Below are 24,060 nucleotides of genomic sequence, written 5' to 3' on the forward strand. Positions count from 1 at the left end.
TGTCATCTACCTTTTGTTGTAACGATCTAAGGATGCCTTTTTAATTTCGAGAGCACGGCTTAGCTTAACAGATTTGAATTTTTCCATGTATTTATCAAAGCTATCCACTGGTTCTGTTCCTAAAATAATTTTGAGCGTCATTTCATCGACTAGTGTATTGAGATCAGTCATGATTTTGGCAAGCTCTGTGCTTTCTTCCGGTGTAGCTGTAATAGGAGGCAATTTGTGTTTATCAACATCCGTTTTTTGCCAAGTGGTAACAGCATCGCGTTGTGTTTGCAAAGCCAGATATTGCTCGATATAGCGTTTATCCTGAACGAAAGGACCATTATAGTTACCACGGATGTACAGTGACAGAGCTTGTGCCGGAGCCAATTTATCCGGATTTTTCATGAGAAGGTCCGTATATTTCGGGTAGCCGTTTTCCATTTTATACGAAACGCCTTCGGTTCCAAAGTTGAAATAATTATGGCCATCTTCAGAGTAACCATAGTCAAGAAGCTTTGCTGCGGTCTCAATATTCTTGGAAGAAGCTGTAATAGCAACCATACCTCCAGGCGAATTCGCTGGATCCTTCTGACCATACATCGCGATGTCGCCTTTTTTGAGAACCGGATATGGAGCCCCGATGAGAACGCCTTTAGCATCTTTAGCTGTAATTAGCGGCTGCCATTTACCAATACCGCCACCCGCATTTTGTACGGTAACACCTGTTGCGCCGGAGGCCATGTTTGCATCTAAGGCTTTGCCATCCGCCGTTGCGAAGTTTTTATCGATAAGTCCTTCTTCATACCATTTGTGGAAGGTAGCCAGGAAGTCTTTGTAGCCTTTCTCAGCTGGACCAAATTTAATTGTTCCATTATCGATGTAGAAATCACGTGTCACACCGAAGGCACCGGCGAAAGCGCCGTTTCCTAGCTCGTTAAAAGGTCTGGGAACACTTACGACAGAGAAAGCGGCTGTAGCGCCTTTTTTCTCCTTGAAGGCTTTAAGTGTTGTGTACCATTCATCAATGGTTTGAGGGACAGGCAGACCTAGATCATCAAGCCAATCTTTCCGAATGATAGGACCTTGGTACACACGCAGATAATCATCGCCGCGGATAAAAGGGAAGGAATAATAGCTACCATTATCGGTTTTTACTTGTTTATCAACATCCGGATGCTCTTTGAGGAATTTTTTTAAATTTGGAGCAAATTTATCAATCGTATCGTTTAGTTTCAAAATGTAACCGTCTTTGATCGCTTTTTCAGGTCCGCCAGGGAATGCTCCCTGCCAATCAAACTCAATCATATCGGGCAGATCACCTGATGCTAACATAACATTAAGAGCCTGAGCGCCCTGGTTCGTAGGCGGAGCTAGGAATTTCAATGGAACGCCCGTTTTCTTCTGCCAATCTTGGAAGAAGGGAACATCTGCATGCGCTGCTTTTACACCTGTTAGGTTACCGGGAAGCTCGCCCCAGTAGGTCAATGTTTTGTCCACTTTTAGCGGATAAGTGACAGGGCCAGCACTGGGAGCGGTCGTTCCACCGGCAGTTGCTTTGGGACTAGCGCTGTTGACTGTACTCGGGGTGTTGGATGAGCATGCGACGACTAAGCTCCCCATCAATGATGTTGTAACCAGCATGGTGAACATTTTTTTTCTGTTCTTTTTCATAGGTTGACCTCCTAAGCGTTTTTCGCCAGAAAAACTGGCCGTGTAAGCATTGCCGAATTTAGAAAACTGGTATCGAAGCAATACGGAGTTTCCCTGGAAAACTGTTATTAAGATTGTGTGAGGTGAAGAGCTGTATGTCTAACCTAACTATATGATAGCGTTTCCAATATAACTATCTGCAAAATATCCAATTGGTTCTCGAATTCTGTGCGTAGACTCTTCAAAATATCCAATTGCTTCATCAATTTAGCCAATATTACTTGTTAGACAGCAGAAAGTTGGAAAAGTCTAACGTTGTATTCGGGGAAGCCCGGTGATTGTACCGGATGGATGAATCCTACTCTCTCGAACTACAACATTTGCAGTTTTGTAAAAACAAACCAGCGAAATTGGTTGTAAGCTGTACAACTTTCACTATGTTAAAGAAGGGACAGCCCCGCGGCTATCCCAATCAAATGTGTGCTTTATTGGCTTATCTCTTTTATTTTTCAATCAGCTCTTTGTATTTCCCCGGAGTGATGCCCTCAACCTTTTTGAAAACACGAATAAAAGCATTAATATCATTGAAGCCCACCCCGTATGCCGCATCACCGACCGACTGTTCTTGCTGCCCCAGCAGCTGCTTGGATTTCTCAATTCTGACCTTATTAATGCGATCAAGCAGCCCCTCTCCCACATAATCCTTGAATAGCTTCGAGAGGTAGGTGGCTTTGCGGTTAAAATGACTGCCAATCATCGTGACATTCAGATTGGCATCTGTGTAATTATGTTCGATGTAGGTCGTCACTTCATTTACCAATTGCTCCAGTGCTTTCTGTCGTGTAAGTGAAATCGTATGCTGCCGTTTGGCTGATGTGTAGGCACATACTTGCTCGAGCATATCACTGAGCTGGACCTGCATGTCTTGAACGGTTTTGCTGCATAGAAGGCGGTCGAGCAGTTTGGGGTTGCGTATAAAGAAGCTTTCCTGGATATCTCCGGTTTCGCTAAGGCTTTTCATCATGGTGGTTACCAGGTTGAGCATGAGGCACTTCATTAAGGAGACTGAAATGCCAGGATTATCAAAGTTTTTATTCATAATCTCGGTAAGAATCATCTGTGCTTCTTCAAGCTCCCCCAGCTTAACGGCATACATGAATTGCTGCTCAATCTGCGTTGGATAATAATAGCCGGTATTAGAGTCGCAAGTGGTATTTGATTGCAAATCGTCATACGATAGAATCTCTGGTCCACCCATAACAAGCTTGAAGGCCATGGAATCTAGAGCTTCTAAGAAAGCTTGCGGTACATTAGTGATACGATCATGGATACTGCTTATTGAAATTGTTAAGTTAATGTCGTAGGTGGAAGAGAGGAAAGTTTGCGCTTTGTCTGCAATTCTAAGTAACTCCAGCTTGGAGCTATTGCCATCTTCCGTAGTTAAATTGACTAAACAGGCGAGGGTATCATCAATCTCAGATGCATATCCGCGGTGCCGTTCCGATATTAGTTCCTCCACGACATTCATAATAATAAATTGAAGAAGCTTCCATTTATCCCCTTCAGGCGTATGGTTAATCCGCTCAAAGAAGGGTGTACTCTTATCGACAACAAATAGCATAACGGCAAAATCCTGCCGGTCCAGCTTCATTTCAAAGGTCGTTAAGGCCTCATCAATCGGAAGCTGGCTGTCCAGTTTTCCTTTAAACAGCTTTTCGATAAAGTGAGAGCGGACAATGTGCCGCTGCTGCTCCATTTTACTTTTGAAATTGGCAATTTCGATCAACGTACTGTCCACGGCTTCTTGGAGGAAATGAAATTCATTGTACCGTTTACTAGATTGTAAGGTTTGTTTTTTGGAAAACGCATGAACCAAGCGACGTACTGGGTTGTAATTTCTTCTTAGAAATACGTAGGTTAGAATACCCCCGCCAAGCAAACTGATTGCCATGCTTGTATAAGTCAGGTTACGGATGTGAGCCGCTTTTTTCCAATACATGGTGCTGGGCATCATAGACACATATTTTAGTTTGGAACGTGGTGACTGAATGTTGAAAACTTCATATTTCTCGCCACTAGAGTCGGAGTAATAGAAATTGGACGAGCTCTCTAATTGATCAAAAGGAAAATCAGTTGGAAGTGAATCTGTGGAGTTGGATGCCAGAATTTGATTTTCATTATTAAGGATGAGTACGTGACCTTTGTTGAAAATTTCCATATTTTGAATGGCGCCAATAATACGAGATTGATCGACCATAATGACATTGGTAGCTAGCGGTTTATTATGCTCTTCGGGGTATGTGCTGATGTAGGCTACCGTTTTTCGCAGCTTATTGTCGTCGCCAATTCGGTACATGGGAATAAAGCCTTTGAAATTGCTTCGAGTCACGATAGCTTGCCAAGCAGAGAACGAGAATTCATCGCTCATATGTAAAGTTTCATAGGCAAAGCTATTTGTTCTAACGGTGGTAGGAAGAATAGTAGATTGATCTTTATTCAAATAAATATAGAAAGAATCAATCAGCGGGTAGGAGGTTTTGTACATGGAAAGAATACGTGAGATTTGATAAGCATCATATCGATATTCTTTGGGAAATGCCTCATACTTATTCGAATAAAGCAGCTCCTGGACGCTTACATTCCACGTAATCTCGAAGTTCAGCTGCTCCATGGTTTTAAACTGATTGTCCATAATTTCCCGAACTTGTTTTAAAAGAGAATCATTAGCTTGCTGAATTTCTTCCTTCAGTGTTTTGCTGGATTCCATATACAATAATAAGCCGATTGCCACGGGTAAAAGTAGAATGACGATATAGGAAATCATCCAGGTTAAGACAATACTTTGTCCATTAAAGAAGATTTTATTCCGCATAAGCAAATTCATCCCCTCACAATCGATCATCGATAAGGAGCACTAGGATATTGAAATGAATGCGCTCTCATGTATTGTATTTCCTTTCCATCGTTCAAGTCAACGATAGAAAGAACCCATTTTTTACCAAATGGGAATTTATAAGTTTCCAATTTAAATCGGAGAACGAAATTCTTATTGGCGAATAAACGTAATATAGGGATCTTTGGTCGTAGATCAAAGTCTCTCCTAATATAGGGATCTTTGGTCGTAGATCAAAGTCTCTCCTCGCTAAGCGCGGTCGCTCATCTTCGAAAGACCTTGATAGAGGTTTATCTCATGCAGATTCCTCAACGGGTTTAAACCGATTTTTTCCGAAAAAGAAGTAGAATAAATAGGAGATTACTGTATAGACTACAGCTGTGATGCAGAAAGCATACGCGTAGCCGTAGTAAGAGCCATAGCGGAAAACAAGGCCCGTACTTACTGGTGAAGCAAGGAACCAACCTAGATGAAAAACGGCTTCCCCTGAACTGGATGCTAACCCCCGAAGCGATCGGTTGACGTAACTCATTTTGATCGAATTATAAAAAGGATTAGCAGCGTTCATTAAGGCTTGCCGGAACAAGTACCCACCCGATGATAAGTAAAAGTTAGCAGAAAAAGCGGTCAGGAGGAGAAATGGGATTGAACATAACTGCAGGTAGACGACAGATTTAACTTCTCCGAATCTCTTTACAATCATGGGTCCAATGAGAAAAGCAACCGCCGTTGCGGCTTGACCTAAAGCTACAACGATACCAATTGCGGATTTCGAAGCGTCAAAGCGATCTTCAAAATACACATTTAAATAGGGGACAATCATGCCCCCGCCCATGGATGATAACAAGCCTAATAAACAAAAAATACCAATAACCTGTAAGGATGGTTTATGTACACTCCACACTTGTTTCCAATTTAATGATTCGCCACGCGGCTGTATTTCTTGCTCACTTTTCTCAAATAAAGCCATAGGTATAAAACCGAGTGCTGCGATACCAACTCCAATTAATAAAGTAAATCTTAAGCTTCGAATTTCGTCTAAGCCTATAATGAATTGAAAAAAGTCACAAAGAACGCCCCCCAGTGCAATACCAACTACATTCGCTAGCATGACAAGAGCCATATTAAAGCTAAATAGGTGAACGCGCTGCTGTGGGGTAGAGTTGTTGGCCATAAACGGTAGAATGGTTGCAGAAACAACAGCAAGAGCCATACCGCCCAAGAATGACGAGATGAGCATCCCCTCCTTGACTTCAATAAGAGAGCGAGCCGTCAAAGTTACGATGGTAAAAATGAGACCAAATGTAATGACTCGCTTAGGTCCGAAACGATCATTCATTAGGCCCGCGGGAATGAGAATGATGGCCGCTGCCAGTGATGCCATTCCAACCATGCTGCCTACAGTCGTTTGGTCATAGCCGAGACTTCTGACATAAAGGTTATAGACGAGACCAAACATACCTAAACCTAAGTTCCATACAAAATTAAACCAAAAGAAGAGCATAATATTTCGGCTGTACCCCTGAAATTGTGACTTCCATTCACGTAGTAAGTTTGTCATTTATATTCCTGCCTTTGTATTCTGTGTCTAAATTGTAACCGCCTTATCCATTCTACCACTGGTAAATAATTTTGAACACGGGAAAGACTTGATATTCGATCTGATCTGTATAATAATAAGTAGTCTAATCTACGAAGCAGGGAGCACATAACTGAATGTCTACACCAACGAGTACCGTGACCGAAGATCAAAAGCCAGAAGTCGAACAGATAGAAATTTGGAAATGTAAAGAGACAGATTGTAAAGCATGGGTTCGCAAAGAATTCGTTACGGAAGCTTTACCAACTTGTCCATTATGTAAAAATCCGATGGTTCGCAGTTATAAGCATGTGCCTGTGACAGCTAAAAAAGGAAATAAAAAGTTTTTAGTTGGGAAAAAACGATTCTAGTAAAATTCAAAAGACCAGTAGCATCTTCGCCCTAGCGTGAAGAGAGATGCTCTTGGTCTTTTTTTTTTGGAAAGAATGGCAGTGTCCAAGCATAAGATGGTAGAGAGGGGGAGTGTGCCTAATGCAATGGCCTGAACTTAATCTAAGTGACGATGCGACCAAGATACTTTACAAACTTCGGGATAGGAAGCAGGAATGGGACAAACTCAAAGATACGCAACCTTTATTCGCCATTCTGACAGGTGGCCTGATTCTCTATTTCATTATCTCTTTCTATCGAAAGATCATATTGGTTTCAGGCGGCAATGCATTAGCCATCCTCGATTTGCTTATTTCTAATAAGCTTCTATCTGGTTCGCTTCTGGCTTGTATATCATTGTTCCTATTTACACAGAATCGTGTGTCTAGGATTGAAAAAGCAAAGACAAAATACGAGAATTTAAGAATAGAAGTCATCGAGAAGTTTGACGCTTCCTGGTTAAAGGACGTGAAGTCAGAATCTCGGGATCAAATTTCTAGCTTTCTAGATAGCGAATATGATATTAATATTGTGTATAAAAGTAAGTAGGGAGCGAGGATGACAGAACGGATGAGATATGAATGTCGCTATGTAGATGCAGAAAACGGAAAATTGAAGTGGGAAGATATTGAGGTTGAGACCCCTTATTTAAGGGAAGTTGTAACGGGAGAGAAGCCGCGGCTTAAGACTCGCTTTCGCGCATGTTGGACAGCTGATGCATTGCACATACGATTCGAATGTGAGGATGATCACGTCGTGGCAACGATGGAGCGGCGAGATGATCCTATTTATTTGGAAGATGTGGTTGAGGTGTTTATTGATAAAAGCGGAACCGGAGCGGTATATTACGAGTTCGAAGTGAGTCCGCGAAACGTCGTATTCGATGCTTTGATCCATTATAACGGTGGAGATAAAGAGATTGATGTTGCATGGGATGCGAAGGGAATGCATACTCAAGTTTTGGATGGGGCCGATGGGTGGAGGACTTACGATCTGCGGATTCCTTTTGCAGATTTGGATTGGGAGCGGGGGGAAAACTTTACACCTCATCATGGTGCTGAGTGGCGTTGGAATTTATATAGAATTGATGATGATCTTGAAGGGAATCGACATTATTGGGCTTGGTCCCCAACAGGGAAAGTCGATTTCCATATGCCTCACCGATTTGGGACACTTGTTTTTGTGAAAGAATAGAAAGAGTAGAATAGTAGGGGGGCTGTAACGTTGTTTTACATCGCTAATGTGGGGAAGACGTGCGAAAGTGGCTCTGTAGTGATGAAAAACATTCTTAGAGTAGATAGAAAAGAGCGAATCCCCCTTAAAGCAAAAGCAAAGCCCTCCAGCTTTATTAAAAGCTAGAGGGCTTATTACATTTGAGCGCTAAGCTTCATTTAACACGTCATTTACCTGCTGCCAAGCCCAATCGAGCTCTTCTTTCGTAATCGTAAGAGGCGGAGCCAAACGAATAATGTGCTCATGTGTCTCCTTGCATAGCAGACCCTTCGCTTTCAGCTCTTCACAGAATGGACGCGCTGAAACCTTAAGGTCAATGCCAATGAACAGCCCCCGACCGCGAATCTCCGTAATCTGCGGAGATTGAATTTCCTGAAGTCGCTTCAGGAAATAAGCGCCAAGCTCATCCGAGCGCTCTGCGAGCCGCTCGTTAAGGGTGACCTCAAGCGCCGCGATCGCGACGGCGCAGCCGAGCGGATTACCCCCGAATGTCGAGCCGTGGGAGCCCGGCTCGAAAACATCAAGAACCTCCCGATCACCGGCGACCGCCGAGATCGGGAACACGCCGCCGCCGAGGGCTTTGCCCATGATGTACAGGTTCGGCGTTACGCCTTCCCAGTCGCAGGCGAAGCGGCGACCCGTACGGCCGAATCCCGTCTGGATTTCGTCCGCGACGAACAACACCTTATTCGCCTGACATAGCTCATAGCATTCCCGCAGGTAACCGGCCTGCGGAATCACAATGCCAGCTTCGCCTTGAATAGGCTCAAACAGGAACCCCGCCGTGTTCGGCCCGATGGCCTCACGCAGTGCCGCCGCATCCCCGTAGGGAATAATGCGGAACCCTGGCGTAAAAGGCCCGAAGCCGCGTTGATATTCCGGCGAAGATGAGAAGGAAGTGATTGTCACCGTCCGACCGTGGAAATTTCCTTCACAAACGATAATTTCCGCTTGATCGGCGGGGATTCCTTTCACTTCGTAGCCCCAACGACGAATAGCCTTTAGAGCGGTTTCGACCGCTTCGGCCCCAGTATTCATCGGTAAAATCATCGGCTTACCAGTGTAATTCGCTAATTTTTCATAAAACGAACCTAACGTTTCGCTATGGAAAGCCCTAGATGTCAGTGTAACCTTCTCGGCTTGCTCATGAAGCGCTCTCAGAATGTGCGGATGACGATGTCCTTGATTTAAGGCGGAGTAAGCACTAAGCATATCCATGTAGCGGTTGCCTTCTGGATCCTCGACCCATACGCCTTCCGCTTTCGATATCACGATAGGCAGCGGATGGTAATTGCGTGCCCCGTATTTTTCCGTTTTATTAATAATCATCGCACTCTTCGTATCCATAAGTATTCCTCCCTGACGTGCAGCTTGTAAGCCAAACTCGCCGGTATTCACTGTATCCTTCTAATTGTCTCACATAGCGAGCTTGTTTAATCCATTGTATTCGTCAACTCATGAACGTTGCAATATAAATCCTAGGAGGTAAATCCCCTATGCTTTTGTGCTTCTCCTAGCATATATAAATACATAGCTGTAGACAGTGATACAAGTCTTCACGAAATTGGCCAAGTTCAATCATTATGTGCAAATCCTATTGTATGTTTGAGATTAGGAGAAGACTTGAATTGTTAAAATAGGAAATATTATTAGAAGTGGGCAAATTGATCAGTGGTCAAAAATTTATTACAGAACGTGTCAGATATTGCAGGATTCTTGAAAGCGGTCGCGAATTCTTCAGATGAGCGCTTATGAATGCCATGCATGGCGTTCAATTGTTCTAGCGGCAGAGAGTTAGAAGGAATTTCGGAACACCTACTTCGCAACGTCGAGCAATATACTTTGTAGAAAAAAGGAATGGTGTCTACGATGACTCATCGCATTGAAAAAGACTTTATTGGTGAAAAACAAGTTCCATCCCAAGCTTATTACGGCATTCAAACGATGCGTGCATTAGAGAATTTCCCGATTACGGGTGTTAAAATTCATGCAGAGCTCATTACAGCCTTAGCAGAAGTAAAAAGAGCAGCTGCAATAGCGAATATGGAAACACATATGCTCCCTAAAAAAATCGGCGAACAATTAGTCAAAGCAGCCGAAGAAGTGCGACAAGGTCAGCTCCTTGAGGAGTTTATTGTTGATTCTATTCAAGGCGGAGCGGGAACCTCCATTAATATGAACATGAACGAAGTGCTTGCTAACCGGACGTTGGAGCTGCTAGGCGAGGAAAAGGGCAATTATTTCCATTGTAATCCGAACAACCATGTCAATATGTCGCAATCCACAAACGACGTTATCCCTACCGCCATCAAAATTGCCGCTTACCGTTTATCTGAGCAGTTGACAGAGACTATGACTTCACTCCAGCGTGCTTTTGCCCGTAAGGAAACGGAATTTGATGATGTCATCAAAATGGGGCGAACGCATCTCCAGGATGCAGTTCCTATTCGTATGGGCCAAGAATTCGGCGCTTATGCACGTGTCATCCAGCGCGATATCAACCGTATTCGCCATGCTTCTAAGGGGCTTTTGACCGTTAATATGGGGGCTACTGCTGTAGGAACAGGGCTTAATGCAAAGCCTGAGTATGTGGAACGCGTTATGTTTCATCTAAAGGGACAGGTGGGAATCCCCATTGAACTAGCCGAGCATTTGGTTGATGGTACCCAAAATATGGATGCTTACACGGAGCTATCCGCTTCCTTGAAAGTATGCGCCGTTAACCTTTCGAAAATATGCAATGATATCCGATTAATGGCTTCAGGTCCTCGCGTAGGCTTAGGGGAGCTGAAACTGCCGCCTAGACAACCGGGGTCTTCCATAATGCCAGGTAAAGTAAACCCTGTTATGCCAGAAGTTGTGAATCAGGTGGCGTTTCAAGTCATTGGCAACGATCACACCATCTGCTTGGCCTGCGAAGCAGGTCAATTCGAACTTAACGTAATGGGCCCCGTACTTGCGTTTAACCTTCTACAATCGCTGAAAATACTGCGGAACGCGGCCGACGTGTTCGAGCGTTTTGCGATTGAGGGCTTGGAAGCCGACCGCGAGCGCTGCAAGACATACGTTGAGCAAAGCTTTGGCATTGTCACAGCTTTGAACCCGCATCTCGGCTACGAAGTCGCCGCGCAATTAGTGAAAGAAGCTGTGCGCACTGGCATGACGCTCAAAGAGCTCATCCTAGAGCGTGGGCTGCTTACAACTGAGGAGATTGAAGAAATCCTCAATCCAATTCAGATGACTACGCCGGGCATCGCTGGTGAAAGATTGCTGCAGCCTGCCGACTAAAGCTGGGTGAGTGAAGCTATGAAGTCTACGACTGTTGACTAATGCCTGCTCATAAAACGAACGCCCCCGACCCATCGGTTGATGAGTTGGGGGCGTTATTTTTGGATTTACAAGAATCGACTAGGCAACGCCTGCGAGGCCAGATGTACCAAGAGGAATGACGATGCCTTATTTATTTTAAATTGCATCTTTTTGAACATTAAAGGGAAGCTGGATACGTTATTTAGCCATTTTTGGACTAAATTGGACTCTTAAAGTGGAATAAGGCATTGACGTTCCGCCGCGCTAGCTTTTATAGCTAATTTCAAGCAAATAAGGCATCGACGTTCCCTTTCGAAAGTAAAAGACCCGAGATTTGACCATTCCACAGGATTAACTGTGTTATAGAAGTGAGGAATCAAACATTTAACGATTCATAAAAGGTCAGCTTATTCCCGAACGGATCCGTGATGCAGACTTCTTTGGTCTGCCAGGGGCTCATTTCTATGCCGGGGCGAGAATAGGTATATTTTTTATTTGTCAAGCTAGTATGAAAGGCTACGATGTCCACGATTTCTATCCGAACCGCTGCACCCGGGCTGCAATCCCCATAATGCTCAGATAAGTGCAATTTACATTCGCCTAAACTGACCTCCATGTAAAGCGGCATATCACTCTCAAAGCGATGCTCCCACTCTAACGAAAAACCCAAATAATCTATGTAGAATTTCTTTGCCTTCTTCTCGTCGAACATTCTAAAAATGGGCGTGACACCTTTAATGGTTGTTATAGCAATCATCTCCTTGTTTTTTCGTTTGTGTAAGGACTTGAATGTTTTGAGCCGCCTATAGCATTTACGAGTACATAAAAGGTTACGTAAACCGTCATGATAACAAATCCGACTAATAAGCAGAAAACGAAGGCTTCTTGATGCAAAGTTTCTCGCAGGATTTCAAGTATTCTGTTCGTGTGTAAAGCGTCCCAGCTGTTTAAGCGATATTCTCTTCCCAAAAGTATGCCGTACCCGCATAGAAATGCGGTCAATGCGATGATCAGCCAAGAAACAAAGTGATTGAATCGCTCTTTCCATATCTTTTGAATGATGTACATGGAGCTGCATCCTAGCAATAGACCGTTCCATGCAAATAAGAAGATGATGAAAAAGTCATACCAATAGGCAAAGGAGAGCGTCCCCTTTTGTACATAAGAGTCTTTCAAAATCGTTAAATGAATGAAATCTGTAAGGACATATGGAGAGTTGGGCAGGAATAAAAACCAGGCTAAACCTACTATGATTAAAATGAACTTTTGCAAGATCGTAGATTTTCGAGTGTGTATAAAATAGGCTGCGGCAGCAAGGATATACGGAATCCAAGCAAGGAATAAGTTCCAAATTAGAAATTCAAAGTAGGTTTGGTTTTTGAACAAAAAGTAGACCCCAATTGTGGAAAGCGAGAGCAAGATCAGAAAGAGATGCAGGTACCAGTGATTCAAGGTTTTCATTGTAGCTCCACGCTTGGTCTATGTATTTGGCAGTGAGTGATGCCGCCTTACCCAAGATTATGTCTATATCTTACATTTATTTCCTACCTGTAACAAGCAAATAACCCGTTATCCTCGCAGCTTGGCGGAGAGTAACGGGTTTTGTACATTCGATATGTGGTGAGCCTCGCGAAAATGACTATTAATGGTTTCAACCTATAGAATCTGCTTGCCCAATAAAGAGCTGATTAAGCCGACGGCTAATTGGGATGTTTTGTTATTGTCGTCGAGAAGAGGATTCACCTCAACGAATTCGGCTGATGTCACAATCCCTGCTTCATGCAGCATCTCAACAGCTAAGTGAGCTTCGCGGTAATGAAGTCCACCTTTTACAATCGTGCCTGTTCCAGGTGCTTCAATCGGATCCAGAGAATCGACGTCAAAACTAACATGCACGCCGTCTGTTTTACTGCTTATATAGTCAATGGCATCTTGCATAATGTAAGCCATTCCTTTGCGATCTATATCGTACATGGTATAGCATTTGATTCCCAAAGAGCGAATGAGTTTCTTCTCGCCCTCATCGAGAGATCTTGCTGCAATAAGGACGATATTCTCCGCTTTCACCTTATCATGGCTGCCCATAATGTTGGTTAATAAAGGATGACCCATCCCTAGACTGACGGCCAATGACATCCCATGAATATTACCGGATGGACTTGTATCCGCTGAATTTAGGTCGGAATGAGCATCGATCCAAATGACGCCCAAGTTTTGATAATGGCCGGATAATCCAGCTAAAGTCCCGATAGCTATGCTATGATCGCCGCCAATGACGAGAGGAAAACGTCCTTGTTCCACGACCTGAGAGACTTGTTTAGCCAGAAGTGTGTTTACTAGGGTAACCTCCGCCAAATACTTGAGGTTCGTTTGATCAATTTCAGCTGCCAAGGGAGTCGCCTTATCGTCCGGCAGACGGATATCAGCAATATGATCGACTGTGATATCCATTTGCTGTAGACCTCGAATTAAACCTGCTTGCAAAATGGCTTTCGGTCCTTTGCTGGCTCCGCGTCGACCTGCTCCAAGATCAAATGGCACAGTAATCGCAGCAATTGTCGGCTTGTTACTCATGCGATCAGCTCCTCTTGTTCGGGCTTCAGATAAAGCTTCGTTTGTAATTAGATTATCATAACCCAGCTCATAATTGGAGATTTTTAATTTGGTTCCTGTGGCAATTGCTGCCGTAAACAACAGGTTAACTCATTTACCAACATCGTTATATGTTAGGCAATATAACACAATGTGAATAATAAATATAAAATGCAAGTTCAAACAGTCTTTATTTATCATTATAAACAAAATGAAAGTGATATATTGTTCTGAATCCTAAAAGATAGTGTTTTATGTGTTATGTATATTGACATGATATCTCATTTTCATTACGATCATGGTGAATTAAACAATTCATCATGGGATTGGAGAACAGGTCCTTATGTTACAGGCAAATGAATTAGACATGTATACCGCGATTAAGGATGCCATTATCGAACAAAAGCTTCGTCCCAATATGCAGTTAGTCGAAGAGGTGCTGGCAGAGTCTTTTGGAGTGAGCCGCACTCCTGTGCGCAATGTACTCCGCCGACTGGCGAGTGAGAAGTTGGTAACTGTCATTCCTTACAAAGGAACTTTTGTTGCTTGCCCATCCACACACGAGGCTAAAGAAGTGTTTGAAATGCGCAGAGTGATTGAAGCGGCGGCGATCCGCAAAGTGTGCGATACGTTGACAGACGATCAGTTTCAACAATTGAAAATAATGCTGGATGATGAGCATGAAGCGCATCAGCAGGGTGATCTACTAGGAGCCCTACGAATTACGGGTGATTTCCATCTCCGCATTGCTGAGTTAGCGAGCAATTATTACTACTATCGTTATTTAGAAGAATTGATTGCTCTCACTTACGTGATTATCGCCTTTTATGGGATGAAGAAAAATAGGTATTGTCATGATCATGAGCAAATTTTAGCAGCTATTAAGCTTGGGGATGCGGATTTAGCTGAGCGATTGATGGTTGAACATTTAAGCGAGATTGAAGCATCTTTGGATTTCGAAGAACATAGTACGAAGCCGCATTCACTTACAGATATTTTCAAGTCCAGTAGTTATGCAGTTGTTAAAAGATAAATGAGTGGAGTCCATTTTTTTACGGTAGATTGTATACAATCTTGTGTGTGATGTGGAGTGCTAATTGCATACAACATGTGAAAGCTTCGAACAAAGTTGAGAACTACGGAAGGGGCGAGGGAATGAAATTAACGGCAAAGCAAGTGGGGAAGAGCTTTGGAGATCGAGTCGTGCTTAAACAAGTTGACTTGACGGTGTATTCTCATGAATTTATTTGCATCTTAGGGCATAGCGGCTGCGGTAAATCAACACTTTTGAATATGGTGGCCGGATATTTACTCCCTGATGAAGGTGAAATAAAGGTCGATGGCGAGATGATTAAAGGCCCATCGAAATCGAGGGGAATGGTCTTTCAGGATCATGCTTTGTTCCCTTGGTACAATGTTCTCGAAAATATTTCATTTGGGCCTGAAGTACAAGGCGCGTCCAAGGCAAAAGCCAAAGAAATCGGCAAGGAATTCCTGAGTCTGGTTGGACTTGAGGCTTATGCGAATCATTATCCAGCTGAATTGTCTGGGGGTATGAAGCAGAGAGTGGGAATTGCTAGAGCACTTGCGAGCTCACCGGAAATATTGTTGATGGATGAGCCGTTCGGTGCTCTCGATATTTTGACCAGGGATATGATGCGTAGAGAACTTAGGCGCATATGTGCGAAGCTAAGGCCGACTATCCTATTCGTTACACACAGTATTAGCGAAGCGGTCTATTTAGCTGATCGGGTTGTTGTGATGAAGGATGGCGAAATAGCAGAAACGTTTTCCATCCAAATTGAGCATCCCAGAACGTTTGAATCCCCTGGATTTAGTGAAGCGATGAGCAGCATTGAGCGAATTCTGATGGAAGATGAAACAGAGGAGGCAATCTGATGAGTAAAACATCGGTAACGGTCATTGCTGACAGTGATTTGCTTCCAACTGAGACTAAGTATGTCGAGCAGCCGAAGAAGCGCAAAAGGTTCAAAGAAAGTGTTATGCAGAGATGGAACATCATGCCGTTCGTTACCTTCTTCGTCATCTGGGAACTATTTGCTCAACTGAATGAGAGATTTGCTTGGTTTAATCCAATATTCCTGCCTCCACCATCCCTGATTGTGTCGGATGCCTGGGTATTGGCTAAGACGGGGATTGTGTTAGAAAGTTTAGTTTCCAGTTCTATTCGTATAGCTTTAGGATTCGTCATTGGCTGCTTATTCGCCGTATTGTTCGGAGTGTTAATGAGTAAATTTCGAACGTTTGAACGTTGGATGTCGCCAATCCTCAATCTCGTAAGCCCGATTCCAGCCTTGGCTTTGCTGCCGCTATTCATTATCTGGTTCGGTATCGGAGAGTTTCCCAAGGTACTCCTCATAGCTTGGACAACATTCGTTCCTGTACTTGTTTATACAGTTGACGGTTTTAAATCCGTGCCGTCTACACTCATTCGATCAGCCCTTAGTTTAGGCGCTTCAGAGAGGCAAATCTTTACCCGGGTTATGATTCCGTCTGCGATTCCGAATTTTATAGTAGGTGCGCGGGTCAGTCTGGGTCTGTCTTTCTCGGCTTTAATTGTCTCGGAAATGATGGGTGCGAAATCAGGGCTTGGTTATATCATCGTGGATGCCAGAAATTATTTCAAAATTTCCAACATGTTTGTCGCCATTATTTTAATTGGCTTGTCATACAGTTTGTTTTCAGGTTTAGTGAAAATTTTGGAGAGGAGGGTCTTGGCGTGGCGTAAGGGAGGCATGAGAGATGCTGTTGAGAAATAGAAGCAAATGATGACCAAAAAAAGAGAAGAAAAGTGGAGGGAAACACATGAAAAACAAAAGAATATGGGCTCAATCTTTCCTGGTATTCGTAACGGCAGCTATGGTAGTGACAGCATGTAGTTCCAAACAAACGACGACAAGTACAACGGCACCTGTGGCAACAACATCAGTTGCGGCAACGACAGCACCAGCAGCTGCAACTGCGGCTGCTACGGCGTCCGCTACAGTTCCGGAAGTGAAAGATATTACATTAGTCGGCGTACGCGATGCACAGATTTCCTCACAACAAATTATTGCAGATAAGCTTGGCTATTTCAAAGAAACGGGACTGAATGTGACCAGTCAATTGATTGAAAGCGGCCCGGATATCGGACCGATGGTTGCCGGCGGCAGCGCGCCACTATCGATTCAAACGAATTTTATGGACATTATTCTAAAATCATCGAATGTTCCTGTGAAAATTGTTACACCTCTGGCGCAAATTGCGGGTACGCAAGCTGTAGTCGGTTCCAAGAAATTAGAACTGAAGTCATCCAAAGACTTAGAAGGAAAGACAATTGGGATTCCTAACGGAGCAGATGTGAAGATCGCCATTGATAATATGGGCAAAGAACTTGGTGTAGATGTGAGCAAAATAAAATACGTCAACATAGCACCAAGCGATGCGGTAGTTGCTTTGCAAAAAGGGGATATCGATGCCCTAGCTTGTTGGGAACCGTTCATTACCAAGGCGATTCAAGGTGGAGGCAAATTCTTGTTTAGCGGTACGAAGAGTGAGCTGCCTGACAAAAAAGGCGATGTGAAATGGATGAGTGTACATACAACCATGCAGGTTTCTGACGATTTTATTAAGAAAAATCCGAATACGATTAAAGCCGTGCTCGCAGGCCTCAAAAAAGCAACAGATTATATTAACAAGAACCGCGATGAAGCGATCAAGATTCTTGCTCCTGAGCTTCACTTAAGCGTTGAAGAACTGACGCAAATTATGAGCCGAAATGTATATTCGATGGAAGTAGATGATACTTACGTGAATGGCAGCAACGGAGCGGCAGTAGGTGAATATCTAAAAGCTGTTGGTAATATTAAAATCATTCCGAAACCAGATACTTACCATGATTTGAGCTTGTTGAAAGCCGTAGATTCTACACTAGTTAAAGTTGAATTTAAATAAGTGAGTTCATTTTCAGGGCCGAGACAGCAGTACTTGTTTCGGTCCTGATGATTATGAATGTGAGTACAATTGAGGTGAACAGGGTGAGCGAACGATTAGATATGATCATTCGAAACGGATCCGTTGTTTTGCGAGATGAAGTCCGTTTATTGGATATAGGTATTAAGAATGGCAAGATTTCGCAATTGGATGAGCGGATAACGCTGGAAGCAGAGCAAGTTGTTGATGCTTCTGGCATGGTTATCATGGCTGGTATGGTAGATGTCCATGTCCATTTGAATGAACCGGGATTGGGAGAATGGGAAGGATTCGCCACGGGTTCTGCCGCATTAGCAGCGGGAGGATGTACCACATACATCGACATGCCGCTTAACGGCGTTCCGCCAACCGTTACCGTCTCCGCGATGGAGATGAAACTGGAAGCCGCCCGCGAACAATCATCGGTTGATTACGCCATATGGGGTGGACTGGTGCCAGGGCATCTGGATGATTTGGAGCCCATGAGCGAAGCTGGTGTCATTGGCTTCAAAGCTTTCATGTCTTCGCCGGGTGACCCGGACGAGGATGCATTTCGCGAGGTGGATGACCTCACCTTGTGGGAAGGGATGAAGCGAATTGCGCGAATGAACCGGGTGCTGGCGCTTCATGCTGAAAGCGAGTCGCTTGTTTCGCGCTTAGGGCGGGTGAAGCAAGCAGAAGGCAAAGTCACGGCCAAAGACTATACGTCCACACGCCCGATTCTTGCTGAGCTCGAAGCGGTGAATCGAGCACTGTTTTATGCAGAACAGACAGGGTGTCCGCTGCATTTCGTTCATATCAGCAGCGAGGCCGCAGTGATGATCATTATGGAGGCGAAAAGGCGCGGCGTTAACGTGACATTGGAGACTTGCCCGCACTATCTGATCCTAACGGAAGATGACTTAGAACGTATAGGGCCTACGGCCAAATGTGCGCCTCCGCTGCGTAGTGAAGCGGAGAAGGAGCGGTTGTGGGAAGTTTTGCGACTTGGTTATATTGATATGATTTCATCGGATCATTCCCCTTGTCCAAGCGTATTGAAGGAATCCCGCAATTACTTTGAAACCTGGGGCGGCATATCGGGAGCCCAAAGCTCGCTAGAGCTTATGATTGATGAAGGACACTTGAAGCGGGGAATCGGGCTTAGTCAGTTAAGTCATATGCTGTCCTACGCGCCGGCTGAGCGATTCGGTCTTCTTCCTAACAAAGGAGAGATCCGTCTAGGCGCTGATGCCGATCTAGTCATGATTTCACTGAATACCCCATATGTGCTGCAAATGGAGCATTTATTATATCGACATAAGCATAGTCCTTATGTAGGGAAAGAATTGGGGTGCAAAGTGCGGGCTACCTGGAGCAGAGGGAATCTTGTATATGAAGAAGCGAAGGGGATCGGTGATGTGAAGGCTGGGAAATGGTGTCAAAGGAAGATATAGTAGGTACATCAAATAAGCAGGCGCCGCGGCGACCTGCTTTATTCATTTAGGTATTATATCATTGGCTTAATCCGAGAACGCAATTGCATTGAAACTTTCCATTCCAATTCGGGTGGCTTCTATTGTACAGAATAGAAACAAGGTATATACGAGTTCATTTGTTGGAGGGTATTGCGGCCGATCCCGAAAAAATCATATTTTAGTAAACTTGACATTCCATGAAGTTGATGTAAAAATGAATTAACGTATTGTTCTTAATTAATTTAAATTCATTGACGAGTACGAGTAAGCTAATCGCCTTGATTTCCAGAGAGTTGGCCTAGAGCTGAAAGCCAACATTCGAGACTTAGCCGAAAATCCACTCTGAGAAGGAAAGCTGAAGGTATTCTAGTAAGCTGACCCGGGATCCCGCCGTTACAAGGGCCGCGTATGATAGTACGTAGTACGAGAGCTATGATGATCATATGTTTATGATCATTATGGAACTAGGGTGGTATCGCGAGATGTAATCTCGTCCCTTGCGGGACGGGATTTTTTTGTTTTTCATTAACAACGTTTCCGGATTTACCCCCATCATTTTAATAGAGGAGTGTGTGGTACACATGAGAAAAATTGATGTGAAAGAAAAAGCGAGAACCCGCGAACTGCGCGTTTTAGAGCAATGGAGATTGAATGGTACATTCCGCAAGTCGATCGAAAACCGCAAAGGTAAAGCGAACTTCGTCTTTTACGAAGGACCGCCGACGGCAAACGGATCACCCCATATCGGACACGTGCTTGGTCGTGTTGTGAAAGATTTCATCTGCCGCTATAAAACTATGTCAGGGTACCAAGTCATCCGCAAAGCGGGTTGGGACACGCATGGCTTGCCCGTCGAGCTTGGTGTTCAGAAGCAGCTTGGTATCTCGGGGAAACAAGAAATTGAAAAATACGGAGTAGCCGAATTTGTTGAGAAATGCAAAAGCAGCGTATTTGAATATGAAAAGCAGTGGCGTGAACTAACCGAAGCAATCGCTTACTGGACGGATATGGATAACCCTTATGTTACGTTGGATAACGACTATATCGAGAGCGTTTGGCATATTTTATCCGAAATCCATAACAAAGGACTGTTATACAAGGGGCACCGTGTGAGCCCTTATTGTCCGGACTGCCAAACAACGCTCAGTTCTCACGAAGTGGCGCAAGGCTATGAAGATGTGAAAGATTTAAGTGCCACTGTGAAATTCAGGAGTAAAAACGGACCGGAAATCTTTCTGGCTTGGACGACGACCCCGTGGACACTACCTGCGAACATAGCGTTAGCCGTAAATAAAGACATGGATTATGTCAAAGTGAAACAAAATAGCGAAGTGTACATCGTTGCAAAAAATCTTGTAGAAAAAGTATTCAAACAAGACTACGAAATCTTATCTGTGCATAAAGGCTTGGAATTCGTCGGCACTGCCTACGAGCCGCCTTTCGGCTATATTAGTCCAACCAAAGGACATATCGTCGTAGATGCTGACTATGTCATGGATACGAGTGGTACGGGTATCGTCCATATTGCTCCGGCGCATGGTGAAGATGATTACCGAACAGCCCGTCGACACGAGCTAGATTTTGTGAATGTAGTGAACTTGGCAGGTCGTTACAATGAACAGATCACTGACTTCGCCGGACGCTTCGTCAAAGATTGCGACGTCGATATCGTGAAAAACTTGTCTGAACGCAGCTTGTTATTTTCCAAAGAGCGCTATGAACATAGTTACCCTTTCTGCTGGCGCTGTAAATCCCCGCTGCTCTATTATGCGATGGAGAGCTGGTTTATCAAAACAACCGCAATTAAAGAGCAATTGATCGAAAACAACAGTAAAATCGACTGGTATCCTTCCCACATCCGCGAAGGGCGTTTCGGCAAGTTCCTTGAAGAGCTTGTCGATTGGAACATCAGCCGTAATCGTTATTGGGGTACCCCGCTTAATGTTTGGTTATGTGGGGATTGCGGAGCGGAATATGCACCGGGAAGCCACAAAGATTTGCGGGAGAAATCAGTAGAGCCAATTGACGAAAGCTTGGAGCTACATAAGCCCTACATCGATGAGGTGAAACTGCGCTGCACTTGTGGAGGCACTATGGAAAGAACCCCTGAGGTGATCGACGTCTGGTTCGATAGCGGTTCTATGCCTTTTGCACAGTATCATCATCCATTCGGAGATGAGACGTTGTTTAATGAGCAGTACCCAGCAGATATGATCTGCGAAGGGATTGACCAAACAAGGGGCTGGTTCTTCAGTCTGCTTGCTGTTTCAACGTTGTATAATGGCAAATCGCCTTACAAGGCCGTTCTTTCTACCGGACATGTACTCGACGAGAACGGACAGAAAATGTCGAAAAGCAAAGGTAACGGCATCGATCCATGGGAAATCATAGATGAATTTGGAACGGATGCGTTTCGATGGGCCCTGCTGTCAGACAGCGCACCTTGGAACAGCAAACGGTTCTCTAAGCAAATTGTTGCCGAAGCGAAATCCAAATTGGTTGATACGATCAATAACACACATGCTTTTTATGCGTTATATGCAACGATTGACCAATATAAGCACGAAGACCATCCGGCTCAAAAGCACACGAACGAATTGGATCGCTGGATACTATCAAGACTGAACAGCACATTGCAAAATGTATGTAAGGGCTTGGAAATTAACGACTTCCTAAACCCCGCGAAGCAAATCGAGATGTTTGTCGACGAGCTGAGCAACTGGTACATCCGTCGCTCTCGCGATCGTTTCTGGGGAAGTGAAATGACCGTTGATAAAGTGTCAGCGTATCAAACACTGCGTGAAGTGCTGCTGACGCTCTCGCGGATGATAGCACCATATGCGCCGCTCATTGCCGAGGACATTTACGGAAACCTTGGAGGAGAAGGCAGCGTTCATCTGGCTGATTATCCAAAAGTGATCCATTCAGCCATCGACATAACGCTCGAGAATGACATGGAAACCGCACGGCAGATCGTTGAGTTGGCTCGAACTATTCGGAATGATACAGGTATCAAGACACGTCAGCCTCTCTCCGAGTTGATCGTTTCGCTCGATAGCCATTTCGATCTAAGTCGTTTTGAGGCAATTATTAAAGATGAAATAAACATTAAAGGAATCCGAGTAGAACAAAGTGACAGCGGCTTTGTTGACTTCAACTTGAAGCTGAATCTTAAGGTGGCTGGGAAAAAATATGGCAAATTCGTTAGCCCTCTGCAAAACCACTTGAAGCAATTGTCTACTTCAGAAACCAAACAAGCGGTCGATAACGGTTTTCTTGAAGTAACGATCGATGGAGAGGAATTCCATATCCTACTTGATGAGATGCTTGTGGAAAAACAAGCCAAAGAAGGATTTGCTTCAGCTTCCAGTAACCAGATCACGGTAGCCTTAAACACATTAATAACGGAAGAATTGGAGCAAGAAGGTCTTGTACGGGAAATCATACGTGCCGTTCAGGATTATCGTAAAAAGCTGGAACTGCCTATTGATAAACGAGTTGATCTTGTTCTCGATGTCAATTTGACATTAAAAGACGCGTTGGAGCGTTTTGATCATGTTCTGCAAGAGAATGTACTGCTTTCCAGTGTAAGGTATGCTAAGGAAGAAAAAATGGAATCCATTTTGATTGGGGACAACAATTTCCGCTTGCTTATAGAGTAACTGAAAAAAGGGTAGCACCTAGAGACATGGTTATCATGACTCTCGGTACTACCCTTTTTTAATTTCTAGAATGCCCAATTCCCCTTACGGAAAATGGGTTCAATCGTGCCGTCTGCGTGTTCGCCATCAATATCCATCTCGGCAGAGCCGATCATGAAGTCAACGTGAATCAGACTGTTATTAAGGCCAGCTTTCTCTTGCTCTTCCTTGGACATCGAAGTACCGCCTTCGATGCATGTAGGAAAGGCTCTGCCAAGGGCCAAATGATTAGACGCGTTCTCATCATACAACGTATTAAAGAAGATCAAGTTGGAGTTCGAAATTGGCGATACATGCGGCACGAGTGCGATTTCACCCAGATAATGTGCTCCTTCATCCATTTCGATCATCGCTTGAAGCGACTCGAGTCCTTGTTCAGCTGTGTAGTCGACAACACGTCCGTTATCGAAGGTGATCGTGAAATTGTTGATCAAATTTCCTTGATAGCTTAATGGTTTCGTGCTGCGCACTGTACCCTGGGTACCCATTCGATGAGGAGAAATAAAGACTTCCTCCGTCGGGATATTCGGGTTGAAATCGAAGCCTCCCGTTCCGTTGGTGGCGGAACCGCCTCGCCATATATGATTAGCAGGCAGCTCAACCGTTAGTTCTGTGCCTGGTGCGCGGTAATGGATCTTACGAAATTGCTTCTCGTTCAGCTGCTCTCTTTTGCTCCGAAGCGTCGCGTTGTGATCGATCCAAGTCTGGATTGGATTTTCTTGATCTACGCGTGTGGCTTGGAAAATGGCATCCCATAGCGCGCTGATCGCTGCTTTCTCTTCCAATTGAGGAAACACTTTCTTCGCCCAAGCAGTAGAAGGCGCGGCGATGATCGACCATGTCATCTGATAGGAGGACATGCTTTCTCTCCATTTAACTAATTTAGCGCCTGCGGCTTTGGAATTCGCAGAGATGCGACCTGGATCGATATCCTTCAGCAATTCGGGATCATCGGCATCGATCCATAAATACGCGCCGTTATTATCGGCTAACTCTTCCAGTGCTTGCGCTCTCCATGATGGATATTCATGAAACGCTTCAACAGGTGCGTAGGTATATTTGATTTGTGTGCAGATTTCATCTTGCCATTCAATATGTACGTGTTTGGCTCCAGCTTGATAAGCTTTACGGGCAATGAGTCGAACGAATTCGGGATGATGAATAGGGGCGTTAATCCAAAGCGTTTGGCCGGATTGAATGTTCAGAGCGACGCGGACGGTTAGCTCCGCATATTTATCAAGATTACTTTCGAAAGACATAGGAATCCTCCTCTTTTTTCTAATCTTGCTTGCAGTT

General features: G+C 44.2%; 18 protein-coding genes and 1 other annotated feature. Of the genes, 10 read left to right on the forward strand and 8 right to left on the reverse strand.

The features are described 5' to 3' along the window. Positions 1–6: 6 nt before the first annotated feature. From ASG85_RS21760 to ASG85_RS21770, 3 genes are all read right to left on the reverse strand, one after another. A complete protein-coding gene (locus tag ASG85_RS21760) occupies positions 7–1,659 on the reverse strand; it encodes an extracellular solute-binding protein (RefSeq protein WP_060647745.1) in 1,653 nt (550 codons plus the stop codon). Positions 1,660–2,140: 481 nt separating this feature from the next. Further along, positions 2,141–4,510 carry an AraC family transcriptional regulator gene (locus ASG85_RS21765; protein WP_060647746.1) on the reverse strand — a complete coding sequence of 790 codons (2,370 nt, stop codon included), beginning with the start codon at positions 4,508–4,510 and terminating at the stop codon, positions 2,141–2,143. A 316-nt stretch (positions 4,511–4,826) separates the two neighbouring features. Then, entirely contained in the window at positions 4,827–6,092 is a 1,266-nt protein-coding gene (locus ASG85_RS21770) for an MFS transporter (RefSeq protein ID WP_057307369.1), read from the reverse strand. 155 nt (positions 6,093–6,247) lie between these two features. Between ASG85_RS21770 and ASG85_RS21775 the strand changes: the two genes are divergently transcribed. The 3 genes from ASG85_RS21775 (at position 6,248) to ASG85_RS21785 (ending at position 7,694) form a co-directional block, all read left to right on the forward strand. After that, positions 6,248–6,481: a cold-inducible protein YdjO-related protein gene (locus tag ASG85_RS21775; protein WP_052229221.1), complete on the forward strand. Its 234-nt coding sequence runs from the start codon at positions 6,248–6,250 to the stop codon at positions 6,479–6,481. Positions 6,482–6,602: 121 nt separating this feature from the next. Further along, on the forward strand, positions 6,603–7,049 hold the full coding sequence (locus tag ASG85_RS21780; protein WP_060647747.1) for a DUF2663 family protein: 447 nt from the start codon (positions 6,603–6,605) through the stop codon (positions 7,047–7,049). 21 nt (positions 7,050–7,070) lie between these two features. Further along, positions 7,071–7,694: a carbohydrate-binding family 9-like protein gene (locus tag ASG85_RS21785; RefSeq protein WP_060647748.1), complete on the forward strand. Its 624-nt coding sequence runs from the start codon at positions 7,071–7,073 to the stop codon at positions 7,692–7,694. Between the two features lie 186 nt (positions 7,695–7,880). Here ASG85_RS21785 and ASG85_RS21790 read toward each other — a convergent pair whose 3' ends face one another. After that, on the reverse strand, positions 7,881–9,080 hold the full coding sequence (locus ASG85_RS21790; protein ID WP_057307372.1) for an ornithine--oxo-acid transaminase: 1,200 nt from the start codon (positions 9,078–9,080) through the stop codon (positions 7,881–7,883). Between the two features lie 522 nt (positions 9,081–9,602). Here ASG85_RS21790 and ASG85_RS21795 point away from each other — a divergent pair. After that, the gene (locus tag ASG85_RS21795; RefSeq protein ID WP_082588180.1) at positions 9,603–11,021 is read left to right on the forward strand and encodes an aspartate ammonia-lyase; all 1,419 of its coding nucleotides are present in this window, start codon (positions 9,603–9,605) and stop codon (positions 11,019–11,021) included. Positions 11,022–11,418: 397 nt separating this feature from the next. Here the strand turns inward: ASG85_RS21795 and ASG85_RS21800 are convergent, their stop codons facing one another. The 3 genes from ASG85_RS21800 to rocF all read right to left on the reverse strand — a co-directional run bounded on the left by ASG85_RS21800 (position 11,419) and on the right by rocF (position 13,616). After that, positions 11,419–11,799, reverse strand: coding sequence for a glyoxalase superfamily protein (locus tag ASG85_RS21800; protein ID WP_060647749.1), 381 nt, complete (start codon positions 11,797–11,799; stop codon positions 11,419–11,421). After that, entirely contained in the window at positions 11,796–12,503 is a 708-nt protein-coding gene (locus tag ASG85_RS21805; protein ID WP_060647750.1) for a DUF1361 domain-containing protein, read from the reverse strand. Before ASG85_RS21805 ends, ASG85_RS21800 begins: the two co-directional genes overlap by 4 nt. A gap of 195 nt (positions 12,504–12,698) precedes the next feature. Then, positions 12,699–13,616: an arginase gene (rocF, locus tag ASG85_RS21810; protein ID WP_057307471.1), complete on the reverse strand. Its 918-nt coding sequence runs from the start codon at positions 13,614–13,616 to the stop codon at positions 12,699–12,701. Between the two features lie 361 nt (positions 13,617–13,977). Here rocF and ASG85_RS21815 point away from each other — a divergent pair, with 361 nt between their 5' ends. The 6 genes from ASG85_RS21815 to ileS all read left to right on the forward strand — a co-directional run bounded on the left by ASG85_RS21815 (position 13,978) and on the right by ileS (position 22,725). Then, positions 13,978–14,667 (forward strand): GntR family transcriptional regulator, encoded by a 690-nt coding sequence (locus ASG85_RS21815; protein WP_057307376.1) that lies wholly within the window; start codon positions 13,978–13,980, stop codon positions 14,665–14,667. Positions 14,668–14,789: 122 nt separating this feature from the next. Then, positions 14,790–15,533: an ABC transporter ATP-binding protein gene (locus tag ASG85_RS21820; protein WP_057307377.1), complete on the forward strand. Its 744-nt coding sequence runs from the start codon at positions 14,790–14,792 to the stop codon at positions 15,531–15,533. After that, positions 15,533–16,414: an ABC transporter permease gene (locus ASG85_RS21825; protein WP_057307378.1), complete on the forward strand. Its 882-nt coding sequence runs from the start codon at positions 15,533–15,535 to the stop codon at positions 16,412–16,414. The genes ASG85_RS21820 and ASG85_RS21825 overlap by 1 nt, the downstream gene beginning before the upstream one ends. A 46-nt stretch (positions 16,415–16,460) precedes the next feature. Continuing rightward, entirely contained in the window at positions 16,461–17,588 is a 1,128-nt protein-coding gene (locus ASG85_RS21830) for an ABC transporter substrate-binding protein (RefSeq protein WP_235549477.1), read from the forward strand. A gap of 83 nt (positions 17,589–17,671) precedes the next feature. Continuing rightward, positions 17,672–19,042 carry an allantoinase gene (locus ASG85_RS21835; RefSeq protein WP_057307379.1) on the forward strand — a complete coding sequence of 457 codons (1,371 nt, stop codon included), beginning with the start codon at positions 17,672–17,674 and terminating at the stop codon, positions 19,040–19,042. Between the two features lie 263 nt (positions 19,043–19,305). Further along, positions 19,306–19,564, forward strand: a binding site (T-box leader). An 80-nt stretch (positions 19,565–19,644) separates the two neighbouring features. Continuing rightward, positions 19,645–22,725, forward strand: coding sequence for an isoleucine--tRNA ligase (gene ileS / locus ASG85_RS21840; RefSeq protein ID WP_057307380.1), 3,081 nt, complete (start codon positions 19,645–19,647; stop codon positions 22,723–22,725). A gap of 65 nt (positions 22,726–22,790) precedes the next feature. On the opposite strand, the gene ASG85_RS21845 is transcribed toward ileS, so the two are convergent. Beyond that, the gene (locus ASG85_RS21845) at positions 22,791–24,023 is read right to left on the reverse strand and encodes an aminopeptidase (RefSeq protein WP_060647751.1); all 1,233 of its coding nucleotides are present in this window, start codon (positions 24,021–24,023) and stop codon (positions 22,791–22,793) included. Positions 24,024–24,060 lie beyond the last annotated feature (37 nt).

The organism is Paenibacillus sp. Soil724D2, assembly GCF_001427935.1.
GTDB lineage: Bacteria > Bacillota > Bacilli > Paenibacillales > NBRC-103111 > Paenibacillus_E.

Coding starts and splice junctions, on each gene's coding strand:
- ASG85_RS21800 (WP_060647749.1), bottom strand. CDS start 11,799: ATGATTGCTATAACAACCATTAAAGGTGTCACGCCCATTTTTAGAATG.
- ASG85_RS21805 (WP_060647750.1), bottom strand. CDS start 12,503: ATGAAAACCTTGAATCACTGGTACCTGCATCTCTTTCTGATCTTGCTC.
- ASG85_RS21815 (WP_057307376.1), top strand. CDS start 13,978: ATGTTACAGGCAAATGAATTAGACATGTATACCGCGATTAAGGATGCC.
- rocF (WP_057307471.1), bottom strand. CDS start 13,616: ATGAGTAACAAGCCGACAATTGCTGCGATTACTGTGCCATTTGATCTT.
- ASG85_RS21820 (WP_057307377.1), top strand. CDS start 14,790: ATGAAATTAACGGCAAAGCAAGTGGGGAAGAGCTTTGGAGATCGAGTC.
- ASG85_RS21830 (WP_235549477.1), top strand. CDS start 16,461: ATGAAAAACAAAAGAATATGGGCTCAATCTTTCCTGGTATTCGTAACG.
- ASG85_RS21795 (WP_082588180.1), top strand. CDS start 9,603: ATGACTCATCGCATTGAAAAAGACTTTATTGGTGAAAAACAAGTTCCA.
- ileS (WP_057307380.1), top strand. CDS start 19,645: ATGAGAAAAATTGATGTGAAAGAAAAAGCGAGAACCCGCGAACTGCGC.
- ASG85_RS21770 (WP_057307369.1), bottom strand. CDS start 6,092: ATGACAAACTTACTACGTGAATGGAAGTCACAATTTCAGGGGTACAGC.
- ASG85_RS21785 (WP_060647748.1), top strand. CDS start 7,071: ATGAGATATGAATGTCGCTATGTAGATGCAGAAAACGGAAAATTGAAG.
- ASG85_RS21765 (WP_060647746.1), bottom strand. CDS start 4,510: ATGCGGAATAAAATCTTCTTTAATGGACAAAGTATTGTCTTAACCTGG.
- ASG85_RS21760 (WP_060647745.1), bottom strand. CDS start 1,659: ATGAAAAAGAACAGAAAAAAAATGTTCACCATGCTGGTTACAACATCA.
- ASG85_RS21775 (WP_052229221.1), top strand. CDS start 6,248: ATGTCTACACCAACGAGTACCGTGACCGAAGATCAAAAGCCAGAAGTC.
- ASG85_RS21790 (WP_057307372.1), bottom strand. CDS start 9,080: ATGGATACGAAGAGTGCGATGATTATTAATAAAACGGAAAAATACGGG.
- ASG85_RS21825 (WP_057307378.1), top strand. CDS start 15,533: ATGAGTAAAACATCGGTAACGGTCATTGCTGACAGTGATTTGCTTCCA.
- ASG85_RS21845 (WP_060647751.1), bottom strand. CDS start 24,023: ATGTCTTTCGAAAGTAATCTTGATAAATATGCGGAGCTAACCGTCCGC.
- ASG85_RS21780 (WP_060647747.1), top strand. CDS start 6,603: ATGCAATGGCCTGAACTTAATCTAAGTGACGATGCGACCAAGATACTT.